Source organism: Acidovorax sp. SRB_14 (assembly GCF_012932145.1).
Lineage (GTDB): Bacteria > Pseudomonadota > Gammaproteobacteria > Burkholderiales > Burkholderiaceae_C > Simplicispira.
Genome location: NZ_MWOK01000021.1, coordinates 1 through 16,357, shown reverse-complemented (window position 1 = coordinate 16,357; position 16,357 = coordinate 1). Strand labels below are relative to the sequence as shown.

The following is a 16,357-nucleotide window of genomic DNA, read 5'->3' as shown; positions in this document are numbered from 1 at the left end:
CCGGAGACATTCGCCCGCTACCATGGGTTACATGTCTTTCCTTCTGTCCTATCAAAGCACTACTGTCCGCCGACGCACGCATGGTTTCACCCTCATTGAAGTCATGGTGGTGGTGGCCATCATGGCCGTGCTGGCAGCCATTGCGGCCCCCAGTTTTACCCCCTTGGTCGAACGCTGGCGGGTACGGCAAACGACAGAGCAACTGCAGTCCACCCTGTATTACGCACGCTCTGAAGCCATCAAGCGCGGCGGGCAGGTGGCCATCCAGAAACTCCCCAACACCACCAATGGCTGCACAACGGCAAGCGGCACCCGAGACTGGGACTGCGGCTGGTTCGTCTGCGCCGACACCAACGGCAATGGCACCTGCAATGCCGGCGAGCCCGTCCTGCAACGCTACGACGCGCCTGCCAACGTGCAGGTCACCCGCACCGGTGGTGGCGACAGCATCAAGCTCAACCGATGGGGCCTTGTGGACGGCGCCTGGCTCGGCTTCAGCCTCGTACCGTTAAACAAATCCACGACGAACCCTGCCGCACGCGGTGTTTGCATGAGTTCTGGCGGGCGAATTCGCGTCATCCCCCCAGAGGACATTCCATGCAACGGCTGAAGTCCATGAAGCGCACATCCATCCACTTGCAGCGCGGCATCACGCTGATCGAATCCCTGGTCGCCATCGTCGTTATGGCCTTGGGAATCCTCGGCATCCTGGGCGTGCAAATGCGCACACTGAGCGACACCCAAACCACCGTGCGCCGTGCGCAGGCCATCCGTCTCATCGAGGATTTGAGCGAGCGCATGAAAGTCAACCCCAACGCCTTAGGCAATATCAACGCTTACGTTTCCACATTCAGTGCAGAACCCACGCCAGGCGACTGCTCCAGCGGCTGCAGCCACAGCGCACAAGCCGCCTACGACCTGGCCGTCTGGAAGCAAGCCGTCAAAAACACTCTCCCTCTGGGCCAGGCCAACATCTTTTTAGCCCCCGGTGAAGGCACGGGCGCCAACCCTAACCGCCGGCAATTGGGCGTAATGGTCAGCTGGCGCGAAAACGAACGCGACATCGCCGACTCAACCGACAAGAAAAACTACAAGGACAACACCGACGCCACCCAAGTCCGCGCCGCCGACGGCACCCTCACCGCAGGCACCGATACCGCCAACGCCTGCCCTGACGACCGCACTTGCCATCTTCAATACATCCCTGTCTCCGCGCGCTGCGCACCCTACACCGGCGGGGGCGGCACAACCCAATATTTCTGCCCGGGCTCTTGAAAATGCTCTCAAAAACCTTCGCTTTCCGCGCTTTCCCTGCGAACCCTGGAGGCGAAAAATACCCAAAATCCGTGGCCCGGCGCGCACTCACCCAGCGCGGCGTCACGCTGATTGAGTTGATGGTCGGAATCGCCATTGGCCTGCTCACCGTGGCTGTTGCCATGGGCGCGCTCATGGTTTCGCGCAGCGTCTCGGGCACCGTGAGTGACGCCAGCGGCATTCAGCAGCAAGCGTCCAATGCCATGCGCGTCATCGGCTTGCAACTGCGCCAAGCGGGTTCGCTGTATCTCAACCTCAACTCCACCAATGCGGCGAGCGTCAACGCTCCCACCGCCCCCGTGGCGTTTGAAACCACCGCAGCCGCATCAGGTACCGGCAACAGCTTTGACCCTGCCACCCACACACTCCTCGGCGGCAACAGCCCTATTACCCTCACCGTGGGCTACCGCCGCTACAAGGAAGCCGTCTACTCCGCCGCCGCCGAGCAATCCTTAGTGCGCAACTGCCTGGGCGGCCCAGCCGACACCAACAACGATCAGCGGGTGGAAAGCATTTTCCAACTCAATGACAGCGAACTAAGGTGCAACGGCAACGGCGCGGGCTATCAGCCCATCGTGCAGAACGTGGCCAATTTTCAGGTGCGCTACCTGCTGCAAGACAACACCACACCGGGTGACACCAAGATCCAGTACGTCACCGCGGATAGCGTAGACAACTGGGGCAAGGTGCAGGCGGTAGAAGTCTGCCTGGTGCTCTATGGCGTAGAGCCCATCGATATGCCCGCTGGCAGTACTTACACCGATTGCGACGGTGCCACCAACGTGGACATGGCCGCGCTCACAGGCGTGCGCGCCCGGCGCATGCACATTGCCTTTCGCAACGTTTATCAACTGCGCAGTCAAGGGCTGATTGGCACAGTGCTTTAACCCTTCCAAGAAAAACACCATGCAACGCATGCCCCCCGTCCACCACCGACACCAACAGCAGCGCGGCATAGCGCTGTTTGTCGTCATCGTATTCGTCATGCTCTCGATGCTGCTGGCACTGTGGGCATCACGCACTTCGCTGTTCAACGAAATGGTGGTGGGCAACGATGCCGACTACCAGCGTGCCTTCGAGGCCGCGCAGGCCCTGCTGCAAGACGCCGAACTAGACATCCGCGGTGAGAATGCCGATGGCAGTTTTTGCACCGGCAGCGGCGATATCTGCCGCACCGGCACTCCCGACAAAATCCCGCTCGAAGCGAAAGACGTAGGACCTCTGCTGGCCACCCTGGACAGCCTGACCACCAAGTGCCGCAATGGTCTGTGCGTCAAACGCTCCGACAAACAGGATTTCTGGAACAACGCCGATGCCTCCAAGGGCATCACGCTGGCCCAAATGACAGTCAACACCATCGGTGCGCGCTATGGACAGTTCACCGGAGCGGCCGTGGGTACTGCCTCTGCGCCCGCCAACCCTATCCTGGCCGACACCAGCGCCGCAACCCAAGGCGGCTGGTATTGGATCGAAGTGCTGCCCTACGACGAGAGCAGCAAAAGCTCCGGCCTCATCGTTGGCGGCCCGAACAACCTGCTGCCGCTCAACCTGACGCCCAGCGTGGTGTACCGCATCACCGCCCTGGCCTATGGCCGCAAGCCCAACACCCTGGTGGTGCTGCAGCAAAGCTACGCGCAGCAAAAGCGCAAAGACTGACGCCAATTCTTGAAAAAGTGAGCTACCAGCGCAAGCCACACAAGCCCTAGAGCCACATTTCGCCCATCACATCATTGACGCCAGGAGGAGCACACAATGCCCCGCAACACCTCTCCCCGCTTTCGCAAAACCCTGCTAGCCCTGGCCGCAGGCGCCGCCCTGGCCCCACACGGCGCCTGGGCACTCACCCTTGCCGAAGCGCCACCGGGCACAGTGGAGCCATATGTGACGCCCAACGTCATCATTTCCATTGACGATTCGGGCAGCATGAACTACTGCCTGACTTTGCAAAAAGACGGCAAAGAAGGCACTTCCAGCTGCGCCATCGAATGGGACAAGAACGGCAACCCTACAAAATATGCCAACGCTATCGACACCAAGGTGCCCAATGCCGATGGCACCTGGCCTGGCAACAGCCGCCGCATCAACGTACTGAAATACGCATTGATTGGCGATAGCGGCATGGGCGGAGTTTTCCGCGACACCGCCGTGCTGCCAGACAAGAAAATTCGCATGGCCTGGCAGGCGATGAACGCCAACAATGGAACTCCAGGCAACGTGAATACTGGGACCACAGCGCAGACAAGCACCAACTCCATGAAGGTGCTGAATCAAACGCACCGCGACAATTTCATCGCCTTCACTGCGAAGCTGACACCTGGTAGCAGCACCCCGTCACACAAAATGTTCAAGCAGGCCGATGAATACATGCGGCTTTCGCTGAATCAGAACGGCCCCTGGTCAAGCAACCCCGGCGGCAGCGACGCCGCGAGCAAGGAATACCTTGGCTGCAGGCGCAATTACCACATCATGATGACGGACGGGCGCTGGAACGGCACTGTGTCTGGCGGTTCACAAGACGACAACACAAAGAACCAAACCCTGCCATTTGGCGATTCGAATGGCATGGTGTTTGGCAGCACGAACGCCGCGATGCGGCCCAATAACAGGCTCTACCACGACAGTTATAGCAATACCCTGGCCGACTGGGCCTTCTATAGCTGGGCCAAGCCACTGCAAACCTCGGGCCTGACCGGCACCATGCAGCCCGCCACCGACTACCGCAAGGCACCAGCCACCGAAAACTTTGGCAACGACAAGGTCGGCAACCCCGCCATTCTGGACCGCTACTGGAACCCGCGCTACAACCCCGCCACCTGGCCGCACATGGTCACGTACACCATCGGCTTCAGCACCATGGCCGTCACCTGGCCAAAGGCGCCTGAAATCATTGGCCCCACGGACAAGGTCCCTTTTGGTTATGACAACAGCTTTCTCGACTTGGTGACGGGCAACAAAAAGTGGCCCGACATGGGTATTGGAGAGGAAGTCCGCTCCCTGGACCTGTGGCACGCCGCCCTCAATGGCCGGGGGCGCTTTTATGCCGTGACCCAGGGGGAAGACCTTGAAAAGGCCTTCCGCGACATCTTCGGGCAGATCAACACCTTGAACGAGCCTGACTTGACTTCCACGGCCACCAGCGGCGCCAACACTTCGCGCAACGATGTGGGAAAGTTCACGGGCGCCTACGAGCCCATTAATGCGTGGAAGGGCTTTGTGACCGCCGAAACCGTGCAAAAAGATGGCACCACCGTCTCTGCCGCGGGCTGGGGAGGCAAAAACACAGCCGACAAGCTGGACGCACTGACCAACGTGAACAACCGTCTGGTACTGGGTTGGAGCGACAAGTGGAGTGTCTCCAGGTACCAGGGCGGCGTGCCCTTTCAGTGGGCCAACGACGAAACCAACCTCAGCAGCACACAAAAAGCCCTGCTGGGGCTGAACCCCGGCGCCACTGGCGTCACGGTGGCCACTAACGGTCAGAACCGGCTCAATTTCATTCGCGGCGACCGCAGCCTGGAGGGCTCCGAGTCCAGCGGCTACACCACAGCCAAGCCTTTCCGCGAGCGCAAGAGCCGCCAGGGCGACATCGTCAACTCTGTGGTTTGGTACACGGGCGCGCCAGCCAGCAACCACGCGCTCAAGGGCTATGCGGCCTTCACACGCAGCAATGCAGCCCGCCCGGCCATGATCTACGTAGGCGGCAACGACGGCATGCTGCACGGATTCTCGGCCGACGACGGCAGCGAAAAAATCGCCTATGTTCCCAGGGGCGTGATCCCCACCCTGCCCCTTCTGACCGCCCCCCAGTACAACAACAAGCACAAGTACTTTGTGGACGGCTCACCCATGACCGGCGACGTGGACATGGGGACGGGCGTGCAGGACCCCGACGACCCTGCCTACAACCCCGACTACGCGCCCAGCTGGCGCACCCTGCTGGTGGGCACACTGGGCGCAGGGGGCAAAGGCTACTTTGTACTGGACGTGACCAACCCCACTGCAACCGACGCCAGTGACGGCACCCCCGGCTTTGCGGAGGGCAATGCACAGAAGTTGGTTAAGCTCGACCGCACCCGCGGCGCCAGCGAAGCCTTGCCCAACTGCGCACTGACCGGCATGAGCGACGCCGAGAAGACCGCCTGCACCAAGGCCGTGGAAGAGGACAAGGACCTAGGCCATATCACCGCCCGGCCCGTGCTGGATGAGAGCAATCCTATGCGCACCACGCAAATCACGCGCATGAACAACAACCGCTGGGCTGCAGTGATGGGCAATGGTTACAACAGCGTCAACCAGCGACCCGTGCTGCTGATCCAGTACCTCGACGGTGCCCAAGAACTGCTGCGTATACCCGTCACCACCGATGTCGCAGGCTCTGGCAATGCAGCCGATAACGGTTTGTCGGCCCCGCGCCTGGCGGACCTCAATGGCGACGGCCGGCCCGACGTGGCCTATGCGGGCGACAACCTAGGCAATATGTGGAAGTTCGACCTCACCAACATGAGCGACACTGCCTGGGGCGTAGGCTTTGGCGGTCAACCGCTATTCACAGCCAAGGGCCCAACGGCACTGAATTCTCCGTCGCGACCCAACATCCAGCCCATCACCATTGCACCCACCGTGCGCGCCAACGACCGCACCATGACCGCGGGTACAGGCTCCGACAAGAAAACCGTGAACGTGGGCGGGATGATGGTGGCCTTTGGCACAGGCCGCAACGTGGCCGACAAAGACTCGGAAAGTGTGCAGGTGCAAACCCTGTACTCGGTACTCGACAACACACGCTACCGCGTCATCAGCACGATCAAGGGCAAGCGCCTGGAAGTGCATCCTGGCGAAGCCTCCTGCTCTCCCCCAGCCAACTGCGTGCCCCAACCCAAAGCACTGGGCGACGGTGTGATCAACGCCAAACTGGCCGAGCAAAAAATCACCGAGCTCAGCGGCGGCGACTTCGCCACCCTGGATGTGAAAAATGCGGAAAACGAACTGAAAAAAGAAACCTGGGGGAATTACAACGGCTGGTACATGGACCTTCCCGCAGTGGGCGAGCGCCTGCTCAAACCCCTGGAGTTTTATGATGGCAGCAATATTTTGGCGATGTATTCCCAAGTGCCCGCCAAAGGCTCGGACGTGGATCCGAACAAAGAAAGCTGCGACTCCACTTCGGTCGACGAAGAACGCCAGTACCGCACTCTGGTCAACATCATGGACGGCAAGCGCCCCACGGTGCAACTCGTAGACAAAAATGGTGACGGCATCTACAACGCCACCGACGCGAACGTCTCCCGCGTGAGAGTCTCGAAGGGCTCGCACACTCTGATTACCCAAAGAAACAAAGTCATCGACATTGACGTCAAGAACAATAAGGAAGCGCTTGCCCGCATGCCCGAACAGTCCCTGCGCCCTAGCTGGCGCCAGGTGAGATAAACAGCCTTCCAGCTCAGAAGCAATTCTTATATGAAACATCCACACCAGGGCTTTACACTCATAGAGGTCATGATCGTGGTCGCCATCATCGGCATCCTCTCGGCCATTGCCTTGCCCAGCTACAACGAATACATCCGGCGCGGGCATCGGGCAGATGCGCGGGCCGGACTATTGCAGGCACAGCAGTGGCTCGAGAGGGCTGCTACCGCCACCGGTGTCTATCCCACCACACTGCCAGCCGCGTTGGCATGGTCAGGAGACGCCACCAAGCGTTATGACATTGCCTTTGCTGCGGGGAACACGAATTCGGCCTTCACACTCACGGCAACGCCCAAGGGAGCGCAAACGGGCGACAAGTGCGGCAACTACACTCTGACCAATACGGGGCTGCGAGGGGCCAAAGGCGTCACCACGGGAGCCATAGTCACCGAGTGCTGGGGCAAGTAACCGCTGCGGTACCATCCCGAGCGCAATGACAACAACGGCGCTCTTCATGAACCAAGCGCTTGGGCTCGCAGCCCAGGCGCTTTTTCTTTCCAATCCCAACCCGCGCGTGGGCTGCGTGCTGGTGGCGCCCGATGGCCGGGTGATCGGCCAGGGCTTCACCCAGCAGCCCGGCGGCGCGCACGCCGAGGTGATGGCGCTGCGCGACGCGGCGGCCGCGGGCTTTGATACGAACGGCGCCACGGCCTATGTGACGCTGGAGCCCTGCGCGCACCAGGGACGCACAGGGCCATGCTGCGATGCGTTGGTAGCGGCGGGCATTGGCAAGGTGGTCGCGTCCATTGCCGATCCCAATCCGCTCGTGGGCGGACAGGGCTTTGCGCGGCTGCGCGCAGCGGGCGTGGAGGTCGAGGTTGGCCCCGGCGGCGCTGAGTCGCGCGAACTCAACATCGGTTTCTTCAGCCGCATGGTGCAGGGCATGCCCTGGGTGCGCATGAAACTGGCGGCATCGCTCGACGGCACCACGGCGCTGCACAACGGCACCAGCCAATGGATCACCTCGCCCGCGGCGCGCGCCGATGGCCATGCCTGGCGCGCACGCGCCTGCGCGGTGCTGACCGGCATTGGCACGGTGCTCGAAGACAACCCGCGGCTGGACGTGCGCGAATGGGACACGCCACGCCAGCCGCATCTTGTGGTGGTGGACAGCCAGTTGCTGACGCCGCCGGATGCTCAGCTTTTCATAGCTGGGCGCGCTTGCTACATCTACGCTGCGATCCAAAGTGACGCCAAAAAATCGGCACTGGAAGCGCGCGGCGCCACCGTGGTGACGGTGCCCGGCCCCCATGGCAAGGTGGATTTGCCCGCCATGCTGCGCGACCTGGCGCAGCGCGGTGTGAACGAGCTGCACGTGGAGGCCGGCCACAAGCTCAACGGCTCGCTGTTGCGCGAGGGGCTGGTGGACGAGCTGCTGGTGTACCTGGCGCCCACGCTGCTGGGGTCGGGGCTGGGCATGGCCCACATCGGTCCGCTGCAGGCACTGGCGCAGGGCCAGGCCCTGGAGTTCACGGACGTGGAGCGCGTGGGGCCGGACCTGCGGGTGCTGGCGCGGGTGCCGGGGCGCGACCGGTTCTGAAAACGGTGCGCCCTCAGCCGAGGGCTGAATCCACCCAAGGCACGGCTGTGACTCAGGTGCAGACCAGGCGGCTGCCCTGCCCCGCCTCTTGCGCCTGCATGGCGCCCACCACGGCGGCACTGTCAAAGCCCGCGCTGCGGAAGGCTTGCAAGACGGCGTCCAAGGCATCGGCACTGCAGCTCACGAGCAGGCCGCCGCTGGTCTGCGGGTCGGTCAGCAGCGTGCGCTGCCATGCGGGCGCGCCGGCGGGCCACAGCACCTCGCCGCCATAGGCGGCCCAGTTGCGGGCCGAGGCGCCGGTGGCCATGCCCTGCTGCGCGAATTCGACCGCGCTGGCGATCAGGGGCACCTGGGCCAGGTCCACGCGGGCGGACAGGCCCGAGCCCCGGCAGACTTCCAGCAGGTGCCCCGCCAGGCCAAAGCCGGTCACGTCGGTCATGGCGTGCACGCCACCGAGTTGCGCCAGCGCGATGCCCACGCGGTTGAGCTGCGTGGTGTGGCGCAGCATCTCGGCGTAGCCCTCCGCGCCCAGCACGCCCTTTTTGAGGGCGGCCGAAAGCACGCCCACGCCCAGCGGCTTGCCCAGCACCAGCACGTCGCCCGCCTCGGCATCGGCGTTCCGGCGCACGCGCTCGGGGTGCACCAGGCCCAGGCCGACCAGGCCGTAGATGGGTTCGAGCACGTCGATGCTGTGGCCGCCGGCAATCGGGATGCCGGCCTCGCGGCAGACGGCGGCGCCGCCTTCGAGCACGCGGCCAATCACCTCCGGCGGCAGCTTGGCAATAGGCATGCCGACCAGCGCCAGCGCCATGATGGGTGTGCCACCCATCGCATAGATGTCCGACAGCGCGTTGGTCGCGGCAATGCGGCCAAAGTCGTACGGATCGTCGACGATCGGGGTAAAGAAGTCGGTGGTGGCGACCAGCGCCTGCTGGTCGTTCAAGCGGTAGATGGCGGCGTCGTCGGCGGTCTCGGTGCCCACCAGCAGCTCGGGCGGTACGAGGCCCTGCGGCGCCCGTGCCAAAATCTCGCGCAGCAAGCCGGGCGCAATCTTGCAGCCGCACCCTCCGCCATGGGCGAACTGGGTGAGCTGGATGGTCTTGGAATCAACAGGTGTGGATGCGGTCATGGTGGCGGGCATTGTGCCAGCCACGCCCTCGTTCTCCCGTCCGCGGCCTTTGCGCACGCCCTTCCCAACCACCCACTGGAACCCACCTCCCATGAGCCACCGCAGCCCCGTGCGCGTGCACGAGCGCCACGCCTTCGACACCCTCATCGATGCCCGCTCACCCGCCGAATTCGCGCTCGACCACATCCCCGGCGCCATCAACTGCCCCGTGCTCGACGACGAGGAGCGCCACACGGTCGGCACGCTCTACAAGCAGCAGGGCGCATTCGAGGCGCGGCGCGTGGGCGGCGCCATGGTGGCGGCGAACCTGGCGCGGCATCTGCGCGGCGTGCTGGCCGACCGCCCGGCGACCTGGAAGCCCCTGGTCTATTGCTGGCGCGGCGGCATGCGCAGCGGCTCGATGGTGACCTGGCTGCGCCTGGTGGGCTGGGACGCGCAGCAACTCGCCGGCGGCTACAAGGGCTGGCGTCGCCACGTCATCGACCAGATCGAGGCCGTGGCGCCGCAGCTGGACCTGCGCGTACTGTGCGGCCCCACCGGCAGCGCCAAGACGCGCGTGCTGCAGGCGCTGGCCGCGCGCGGCGCGCAGGTGCTCGACCTGGAAGCCTGCGCGCGGCACCGCGGCTCGGTGCTGGGTGCCTGGCCGGGCGTGGCGCAGCCCTCGCAGACCGCGTTTGAAACCCTGCTGGTCCAGGCGCTGGAGCCGCTCGACCGGCAGCGCCCCATCTATGTCGAGGCCGAAAGCAGCAAGATCGGCCGACTGGCCGTGCCGCAGCCGCTGGTGCAGCGCCTGCGCGCCAGCCCCTGCATCGAGATCCAGGCGAGCAGCGCGGCGCGGCTGGACTATTTGCTGCGCGACTATGCCAACCTCGGCGACGACCCCGAGCAGTTGGCGCGCCAGCTCGGCACGCTGCGCGAGCTGCACGGCACGCCGGTGATCGAGCGCTGGCAGGCCTGGGCACACGCGCGCGCGCTGGCGCCGCTGTTTGCCGAGCTGGTGGCACTGCACTACGACCCGCTGTATGCGCGCTCGCAAAGCACGCACCTGTTCCAGTGGGCCGGGCGCCAGGCGGTGGTGGCCAGCGACCTTTCGCCCACCGGCATAGAGACCGTAGCCGATAGGGTGCTGGCGCTGGCGCCCTGACAACCCGGCGGATTTTCTGGAATTTGGACCAAAAGTGCCTCTAACGCTTATGAGATAAGCGCTTGCAGCTATTGAATCGATAGTGGACGCTGGCGCCGCAGCGGCGCAGCCACCTAGACCATGTGCGCCGGCTGCACCCAGGCGTCGAACTGCTCGGCGCTCACATGGCCCGAAGCGATGGCGGCTTCGCGCAGGCTCAGGCCTTCGTGGTGCGCTTTCTTGGCGATCTGCGCGGCATTGTCGTAGCCGATGTGCGGGTTCAGCGCTGTCACCAGCATCAGCGAGCGCTCCACCAGCTCGGCAATGCGGGCGCGGTGGGGCTCGATCCCCGCGGCGCAGTGCGTGTTGAAGCTGCCCATGCCGTCCGCCAGCAGGCGCACGCTCTGCAGAAAATTGTGGATCACCAGGGGACGGAACACGTTGAGCTCAAAGTTGCCCGATGCGCCGCCGATGGTGAGGGCCACATCGTTGCCCATGACCTGGGCGCAGAGCATGGTCAGCGCCTCGCACTGCGTCGGGTTGACCTTGCCGGGCATGATGGACGAGCCGGGCTCGTTCTCCGGAATGGCGATCTCGCCCAGGCCGCTGCGCGGTCCGCTGGCCAGCCAGCGCACATCGTTGGCGATCTTCATGAGGCTGGCGGCCAGCGTCTTGAGCGCGCCGTGCGCATGCACCAGCGCATCGCAGCTGGCCAGGGCCTCGAACTTGTTCGGCGCGGTCACCAGCGGCAGCCCGGTCAGGCGCGCCAGCTCGTCCGCCACCGCCACGGCGTAGCCGGCCGGCGCGTTGAGCCCGGTGCCCACGGCCGTGCCGCCCAGCGCGAGTTCGCACAGGTGCGGCAGGGCCGCCTGCACATGCCGCTGCCCGTGCGCCAGCTGCGCGGCCCAGCCCGAGATTTCCTGCCCCAGCGTGACGGGCGTGGCGTCCTGCAGGTGCGTGCGGCCGATCTTGACGATGCCGGCAAACGCCTCGGCCTTGGCCTGCAGCGTGGCGTGCAGCGCGGCCAGCGCCGGCAGCAGGTGGTGCGTGACGGCATCGACGGCGGCGACGTGCATCGCGGTGGGGAAGACGTCGTTGCTCGACTGGCTTTGGTTGACGTCGTCGTTCGGGTGCACCAGGCGGCCCTCGCCGCGCTCGCCGCCCAGCAGCTCGCTGGCGCGGTTGGCCAGCACCTCGTTCATGTTCATGTTGGTCTGCGTGCCCGATCCGGTCTGCCAGACGACCAGCGGAAATTCACCCGCGTGCTGGCCGGCAATCACTTCATTGGCTGCGGCCACGATGGCATCGGCCTTGGCGGCATCGAGCAGGCCCAGTGCCTGGTTCACGCTGGCGCTCGAACGCTTGACCTGGGCCAGCGCGCGCAGCAGCTCGGGCGCCATGCGCTCCCCCGAGATCGCAAAATGCTGCAGCGAGCGCTGCGTCTGCGCGCCCCAGAGCCGGTCGGCCGGCACGTCAATGGCGCCAAAGCTGTCACGTTCGGCGCGGAAGGCGGTGGCAGGTGCTGCAGGGGTCATCGTGCGTCCTCCAAAGTAGTGCGCCAGCATACCCCTGCCGCTGCGCAGCGGCCAAGATGGGGGGCCGCAACCCTGGTGGCAGGGGCGTTCGCGCCCTGCAGGGGATAATCGAAGATTCGCGACCTCTGATCCCCATGCCATGACCACGACCATTCGCCAGCAAGACCTGATCGACTCCATCGCCGGTGCACTGCAGTACATCAGCTACTACCACCCCACCGACTACATTGCCCACCTGGCGCGCGCCTACGAGCGCGAGCAAAGCCCCGCGGCCAAGGACGCGATGGCGCAGATCCTCACCAACTCCAAGATGGCGGCCACCGGCCACCGCCCGATCTGCCAGGACACCGGCATCGTCAACGTGTTCCTGAAGATCGGCATGGACGTGCGCTGGGAAGGCTTCACGGGCGGCCTCGAAGACGCCGTCAACGAAGGCGTGCGCCGCGGTTACGACTTTGCGGAAAACAAGCTGCGCGCCAGCGTGGTGGCCGACCCGCATTTCGCGCGCAAGAACACCAAGGACAACACCCCGGCCGTGATCTTCACGCAGATCGTACCCGGCAACACCGTGGACATCACGGTGGCCGCCAAGGGCGGCGGCTCCGAGAACAAGTCCAAGATGGTCATGATGAACCCCAGCGACTCGCTGGTGGACTGGGTGCTCAAGACCGTGCCCACCATGGGCGCCGGCTGGTGCCCGCCGGGCATGCTGGGCATCGGCATCGGCGGCACGGCCGAAAAGGCCGTGCTGCTGGCCAAGGAAAGCCTGATGGAAGACCTGAACATGTACGAGCTGCAGGCGAAGAGCCAGCGCGGCGAGAAGCTCGACCAGGTCGAAGAGCTGCGCCTGGAGCTGTACGAAAAGGTCAACGCCCTGGGCATCGGCGCGCAGGGCCTGGGCGGCCTGTCCACCGTGCTCGACATCAAGATCAAGATGTACCCCACGCACGCCGCCAGCAAGCCCGTGGCCATGATCCCCAACTGCGCGGCCACGCGCCACGCCCATTTCGTGATGGACGGCTCGGGCCCCGTGTACCTCGATGCGCCTTCGCTCGACCTGTGGCCCAAGATCGACTGGGCGCCCGACTACAACAAGAGCAAAAAAGTCGACCTCAACACCCTGACCAAGGCCGAAGTGGCAGGCTGGAAGCCCGGCGATACGCTGCTGCTGAGTGGCAAGATGCTCACTGGCCGCGACGCGGCGCACAAGCGCATCCAGGGCATGCTGGCCCAGGGCGAGAAGCTGCCCGTGGACTTCACCAACCGTGTGATCTACTACGTCGGCCCCGTGGACCCAGTGGGCGACGAGGCGGTGGGCCCCGCCGGCCCGACCACGGCCACGCGCATGGACGGCTTCACCGACATGATGCTGGAACAGACCGGCCTGATCGCCATGATCGGCAAGGCCGAGCGCGGCCCGGCCGCCATCGAGTCCATCAAGCAGCACCAGAGTGCCTACCTGATGGCCGTGGGCGGCGCGGCCTACCTGGTCTCGAAGGCGATCAAGCACGCCAAGGTGGTGGGGTTTGAAGACCTGGGCATGGAAGCCATCTACGAGTTCGACGTGGTCGACATGCCCGTCACCGTGGCGGTGGACTCGGGCGGCACCAGCGCCCACCTCACCGGCCCGGCCGAATGGCAAAAGCGCATTGCCACGGGCGAGTTCAAGGGCATCGGGGTCACCGCCGCCTGACGCACGCCGGGGGCGTGGTGGCAGCGCACGCGCCTGTGCCAGGGGCTGGGGCGTGCGACCCTGCCCTGGCCCAGACCCTTTCTTCCACCCCTACTTTGCCGTGCTTGCATGACAGTCCCTTCACAGCCCATCGGTGTGTTTGACAGCGGCGTCGGCGGCCTCAGCGTGCTGCGCGCGCTGCGCGCAGAACTGCCTTACGAGCGCTTCGTCTACCTGGCCGACAGTGCCCACGCACCATACGGCGAGCGCGGCGACGCCTATGTGGGCGCCCGCACCCATGCGATCACGCAGTACCTGCGCGCGCAGCACGGCATCAAGGCCCTGGTCGTTGCCTGCAACACGGCCACGGCCGCAGCCATCCACGAGGTGCGCAGCCGCCACGCCGACCTGCCGCTGGTGGGGCTGGAGCCCGCGCTCAAGCCCGCCCTGTCGGCCACGCGCACCGGGCGGGTGGGCGTGATCGGCACGCGCGGCACGCTGACCAGCGCCAAGTTTGCGAAACTGCTGGCCTCGGTGGCCGGGCAGGCCGAGTTCGTGACGCAGCCCTGCGACGGCCTGGCCCACGCCATTGAACGCAGCGTTGCCCAGCCGCTGCCCAGCCACCCATCTGCGACTGAAATACGGGCACTCTGCACCCGCCACCTCCGCGCCATGGGCCGTTTTGGCACCAAAGCGGGGCAGATGGACACCCTGGTGCTGGGCTGCACGCACTACATTTTTGCTGCCGACGACCTGCGTGCGCTGGTCGGCCCGCAGGTGCGCTTCATCGAAACCGGCGAGCCGGTGGCGCGGCAGACGCGGCGGCTGCTGCAGTCGGCCGGCCTGTTGGCCAAAGAGCCACTGGGCGGCGCGCACGCCGGACCGCCACCCGTGCAACTGCTCACGACCGGAGCGCTGGACCCCCTGCAGGCCGCGGCGCAGCGCTGGCTGGAACTGCCCGCCGACTGCTGTGCCCAGGTGGTCATCCCGTGAATTTGATTGAAACTGGTCTCAAACGCTTGCCAGACATACGCTTGCAGCTATGGATATCGCAGCAAGCCTGCCGGCGGCTTTTCAATCGGCGCGCCAAATGCGCCCACCGCCACGCTCCAGGTGCGTCAGGTACAGGCGCAGGTCAAACTCGTACTGGTGGTAGGCCGGCTCCATGTGCACGCACAGCTGGTAGAAGGCCTTGTTGTGCTCGCGCTCGCGCAGGTGCGCCAGCTCGTGCACCACGATCATGCGCAGGAACTCGTCGGGCACCTGCTTGAACATGGCGGCCACGCGGATCTCGTGTTTGGCCGCCAGCTTGCCGCCCTGCACACGCGAGACGCTAGTGTGCAAACCCAGGGCATTGCGCACCACATGGATCTTGCTGTCGAACAGCACCTTGTGGACCGCATCGGCATTGCGCAGATGGCGGGTCTTCAGGGCCTGGGTGTAGTGGTAGAGCGCCTTGTCGGTGCGCACCGCGTGGGCTTGCGGGTATTTGCGCTGCAGCAGCGCCGCCAGACCGCTGCCGCCCTCGCCCAGCATCCCACGCACCTGGTCCTGCAAGGGCTGCGGATAGGCACGCAGATAGGGCAGGTCGCTGTGCATGGACATTCAAAGGGCTGGCCGCCGGACAGCGGCCAGCGCGCCGCCATCAGTGCAGATGGCGCGGGCGGCGACCACCGCCGCCACCGTGGCTGCCGCCGGAGCCGCCCGAGCCGCGCGGTGGCTTGCCGATTTCAAGCGAATTCACGAGCGCGTCAAAGCGCTGGCTGAACAGCTTGTCGATTTCGGCCACCACGCCGCCCAACTCGGCGCCATCGAAGTGGCGCTCCATCATGTTCACCACGTCCTGCACCAGCAGGTCGCGCTGCACCTGCATGATGGCGGCGGGCGTCGGGCCCACGAACAGCATGACGAAGTCGTCGCGCGATTCGGCATCGTCTTCTTCCTCGTCCTCGTCGAACTCGGCGTCGTAGAACGTCACCTCGATGGCGGCGCCTTGCTCGGCCAGTTCATTGAGGCTCATGCACATCTCGTCGAGCGACTGGCGGAAGTCCTCGTCACCGCGCACCGTCCAGCACAGCTGCAGCGTGTGCTCCTTCGCGTCGAACTGAATGCCAGGCTCTTCTTCATAGGCACTGACCGAGCCGTCGGCCAGCGAGCGCGCGCCGGCATATTTCCACAAGGGCTTGAGCGCTTCCTGCAACTGCTCGTAGCCGGCATCAGGGCGCAGCGGCACCTGACCATGGACATGAATTTCGAAGGGAGCGTTGTAATTTGACATGATTGAATCGTAGTGGTGCCCCGAGCCGGGGTCGAACCGGCACGCCCCTTTTCAGGAAAGCGGCGGATTTTAAGTCCGCAGTGTCTACCAATTTCACCATCGGGGCGGGCTGCATGGCGCAAAGCCTCGTCTGCAGCGTAACCCGGGCCGCGCACCTGTGCAATGCCCAAACTCTGCCGGGCCCCACCGCGGCGGACGCCCAAAGAAAAAGGGAAGCCGAAGCTTCCCTTTGAGAACTGGAGCGGGAAAAGAGTCTCGAACTCTCGACCTCAACCTTGGCAAGGTTGCGCTCTACCAACT

Annotated in this window: 14 protein-coding genes and 1 tRNA gene; 10 read left to right on the top strand and 5 right to left on the bottom strand. The window is 64.8% G+C overall.

Annotated features, from left to right (window positions below):
- The first annotated feature begins 31 nt into the window (after positions 1 to 31).
- The 7 genes from B2J86_RS14410 (at position 32) to ribD (ending at position 8,320) form a co-directional block, all read left to right on the top strand.
- Positions 32 to 610, top strand: a complete 579-nt coding sequence (locus tag B2J86_RS14410; protein ID WP_173025972.1) for a GspH/FimT family pseudopilin — start codon at positions 32 to 34, stop codon at positions 608 to 610.
- A complete protein-coding gene (pilV, locus tag B2J86_RS14405; protein WP_254068133.1) occupies positions 598 to 1,275 on the top strand; it encodes a type IV pilus modification protein PilV in 678 nt (225 codons plus the stop codon). The genes B2J86_RS14410 and pilV overlap by 13 nt, the downstream gene beginning before the upstream one ends.
- A gap of 2 nt (positions 1,276 to 1,277) precedes the next feature.
- Positions 1,278 to 2,201 carry a PilW family protein gene (locus B2J86_RS14400; protein ID WP_173025971.1) on the top strand — a complete coding sequence of 308 codons (924 nt, stop codon included), beginning with the start codon at positions 1,278 to 1,280 and terminating at the stop codon, positions 2,199 to 2,201.
- Between the two features lie 19 nt (positions 2,202 to 2,220).
- On the top strand, positions 2,221 to 2,970 hold the full coding sequence (locus B2J86_RS14395) for a PilX N-terminal domain-containing pilus assembly protein (protein WP_173025970.1): 750 nt from the start codon (positions 2,221 to 2,223) through the stop codon (positions 2,968 to 2,970).
- 96 nt (positions 2,971 to 3,066) lie between these two features.
- Complete coding sequence (locus B2J86_RS14390; RefSeq protein WP_173025969.1) at positions 3,067 to 6,741, top strand: pilus assembly protein; 3,675 nt, start codon at positions 3,067 to 3,069, stop codon at positions 6,739 to 6,741.
- A 30-nt stretch (positions 6,742 to 6,771) separates the two neighbouring features.
- Entirely contained in the window at positions 6,772 to 7,188 is a 417-nt protein-coding gene (locus tag B2J86_RS14385; RefSeq protein ID WP_169168759.1) for a type IV pilin protein, read from the top strand.
- Positions 7,189 to 7,213: 25 nt separating this feature from the next.
- A complete protein-coding gene (ribD, locus tag B2J86_RS14380; RefSeq protein ID WP_173025968.1) occupies positions 7,214 to 8,320 on the top strand; it encodes a bifunctional diaminohydroxyphosphoribosylaminopyrimidine deaminase/5-amino-6-(5-phosphoribosylamino)uracil reductase RibD in 1,107 nt (368 codons plus the stop codon).
- Between the two features lie 52 nt (positions 8,321 to 8,372).
- Here the strand turns inward: ribD and selD are convergent, their stop codons facing one another.
- A complete protein-coding gene (selD, locus tag B2J86_RS14375; protein WP_173025967.1) occupies positions 8,373 to 9,449 on the bottom strand; it encodes a selenide, water dikinase SelD in 1,077 nt (358 codons plus the stop codon).
- A 91-nt stretch (positions 9,450 to 9,540) separates the two neighbouring features.
- On the opposite strand from selD, the gene mnmH reads away from it, so the two are divergent.
- Positions 9,541 to 10,593 carry a tRNA 2-selenouridine(34) synthase MnmH gene (gene mnmH / locus B2J86_RS14370; protein ID WP_173025966.1) on the top strand — a complete coding sequence of 351 codons (1,053 nt, stop codon included), beginning with the start codon at positions 9,541 to 9,543 and terminating at the stop codon, positions 10,591 to 10,593.
- Between the two features lie 113 nt (positions 10,594 to 10,706).
- Here mnmH and fumC read toward each other — a convergent pair whose 3' ends face one another.
- Positions 10,707 to 12,107 carry a class II fumarate hydratase gene (fumC, locus tag B2J86_RS14365; RefSeq protein WP_169634821.1) on the bottom strand — a complete coding sequence of 467 codons (1,401 nt, stop codon included), beginning with the start codon at positions 12,105 to 12,107 and terminating at the stop codon, positions 10,707 to 10,709.
- Positions 12,108 to 12,246: 139 nt separating this feature from the next.
- On the opposite strand from fumC, the gene B2J86_RS14360 reads away from it, so the two are divergent.
- Together B2J86_RS14360 and murI are read left to right on the top strand one after the other, a co-directional pair.
- Positions 12,247 to 13,800: a fumarate hydratase gene (locus B2J86_RS14360; RefSeq protein WP_169168754.1), complete on the top strand. Its 1,554-nt coding sequence runs from the start codon at positions 12,247 to 12,249 to the stop codon at positions 13,798 to 13,800.
- A gap of 108 nt (positions 13,801 to 13,908) precedes the next feature.
- Positions 13,909 to 14,772 carry a glutamate racemase gene (gene murI / locus B2J86_RS14355; protein ID WP_173025965.1) on the top strand — a complete coding sequence of 288 codons (864 nt, stop codon included), beginning with the start codon at positions 13,909 to 13,911 and terminating at the stop codon, positions 14,770 to 14,772.
- Between the two features lie 81 nt (positions 14,773 to 14,853).
- On the opposite strand, the gene B2J86_RS14350 is transcribed toward murI, so the two are convergent.
- The 3 genes from B2J86_RS14350 to B2J86_RS14340 form a co-directional block, all read right to left on the bottom strand.
- A complete protein-coding gene (locus B2J86_RS14350) occupies positions 14,854 to 15,378 on the bottom strand; it encodes a YgjP-like metallopeptidase domain-containing protein (protein WP_169168752.1) in 525 nt (174 codons plus the stop codon).
- 46 nt (positions 15,379 to 15,424) lie between these two features.
- Positions 15,425 to 16,057: a DUF6806 family protein gene (locus B2J86_RS14345; protein ID WP_169168751.1), complete on the bottom strand. Its 633-nt coding sequence runs from the start codon at positions 16,055 to 16,057 to the stop codon at positions 15,425 to 15,427.
- 13 nt (positions 16,058 to 16,070) lie between these two features.
- Positions 16,071 to 16,163 (bottom strand) — tRNA-Leu (locus B2J86_RS14340).
- Positions 16,164 to 16,357 lie beyond the last annotated feature (194 nt).

Coding starts and splice junctions, on each gene's coding strand:
- B2J86_RS14410 (WP_173025972.1), top strand. CDS start 32: ATGTCTTTCCTTCTGTCCTATCAAAGCACTACTGTCCGCCGACGCACG.
- B2J86_RS14350 (WP_169168752.1), bottom strand. CDS start 15,378: ATGCACAGCGACCTGCCCTATCTGCGTGCCTATCCGCAGCCCTTGCAG.
- pilV (WP_254068133.1), top strand. CDS start 598: ATGCAACGGCTGAAGTCCATGAAGCGCACATCCATCCACTTGCAGCGC.
- B2J86_RS14385 (WP_169168759.1), top strand. CDS start 6,772: ATGAAACATCCACACCAGGGCTTTACACTCATAGAGGTCATGATCGTG.
- selD (WP_173025967.1), bottom strand. CDS start 9,449: ATGACCGCATCCACACCTGTTGATTCCAAGACCATCCAGCTCACCCAG.
- B2J86_RS14390 (WP_173025969.1), top strand. CDS start 3,067: ATGCCCCGCAACACCTCTCCCCGCTTTCGCAAAACCCTGCTAGCCCTG.
- B2J86_RS14345 (WP_169168751.1), bottom strand. CDS start 16,057: ATGTCAAATTACAACGCTCCCTTCGAAATTCATGTCCATGGTCAGGTG.
- mnmH (WP_173025966.1), top strand. CDS start 9,541: ATGAGCCACCGCAGCCCCGTGCGCGTGCACGAGCGCCACGCCTTCGAC.
- fumC (WP_169634821.1), bottom strand. CDS start 12,107: ATGACCCCTGCAGCACCTGCCACCGCCTTCCGCGCCGAACGTGACAGC.
- B2J86_RS14360 (WP_169168754.1), top strand. CDS start 12,247: ATGACCACGACCATTCGCCAGCAAGACCTGATCGACTCCATCGCCGGT.
- B2J86_RS14395 (WP_173025970.1), top strand. CDS start 2,221: ATGCAACGCATGCCCCCCGTCCACCACCGACACCAACAGCAGCGCGGC.
- murI (WP_173025965.1), top strand. CDS start 13,909: ATGACAGTCCCTTCACAGCCCATCGGTGTGTTTGACAGCGGCGTCGGC.
- B2J86_RS14400 (WP_173025971.1), top strand. CDS start 1,278: ATGCTCTCAAAAACCTTCGCTTTCCGCGCTTTCCCTGCGAACCCTGGA.
- ribD (WP_173025968.1), top strand. CDS start 7,214: ATGACAACAACGGCGCTCTTCATGAACCAAGCGCTTGGGCTCGCAGCC.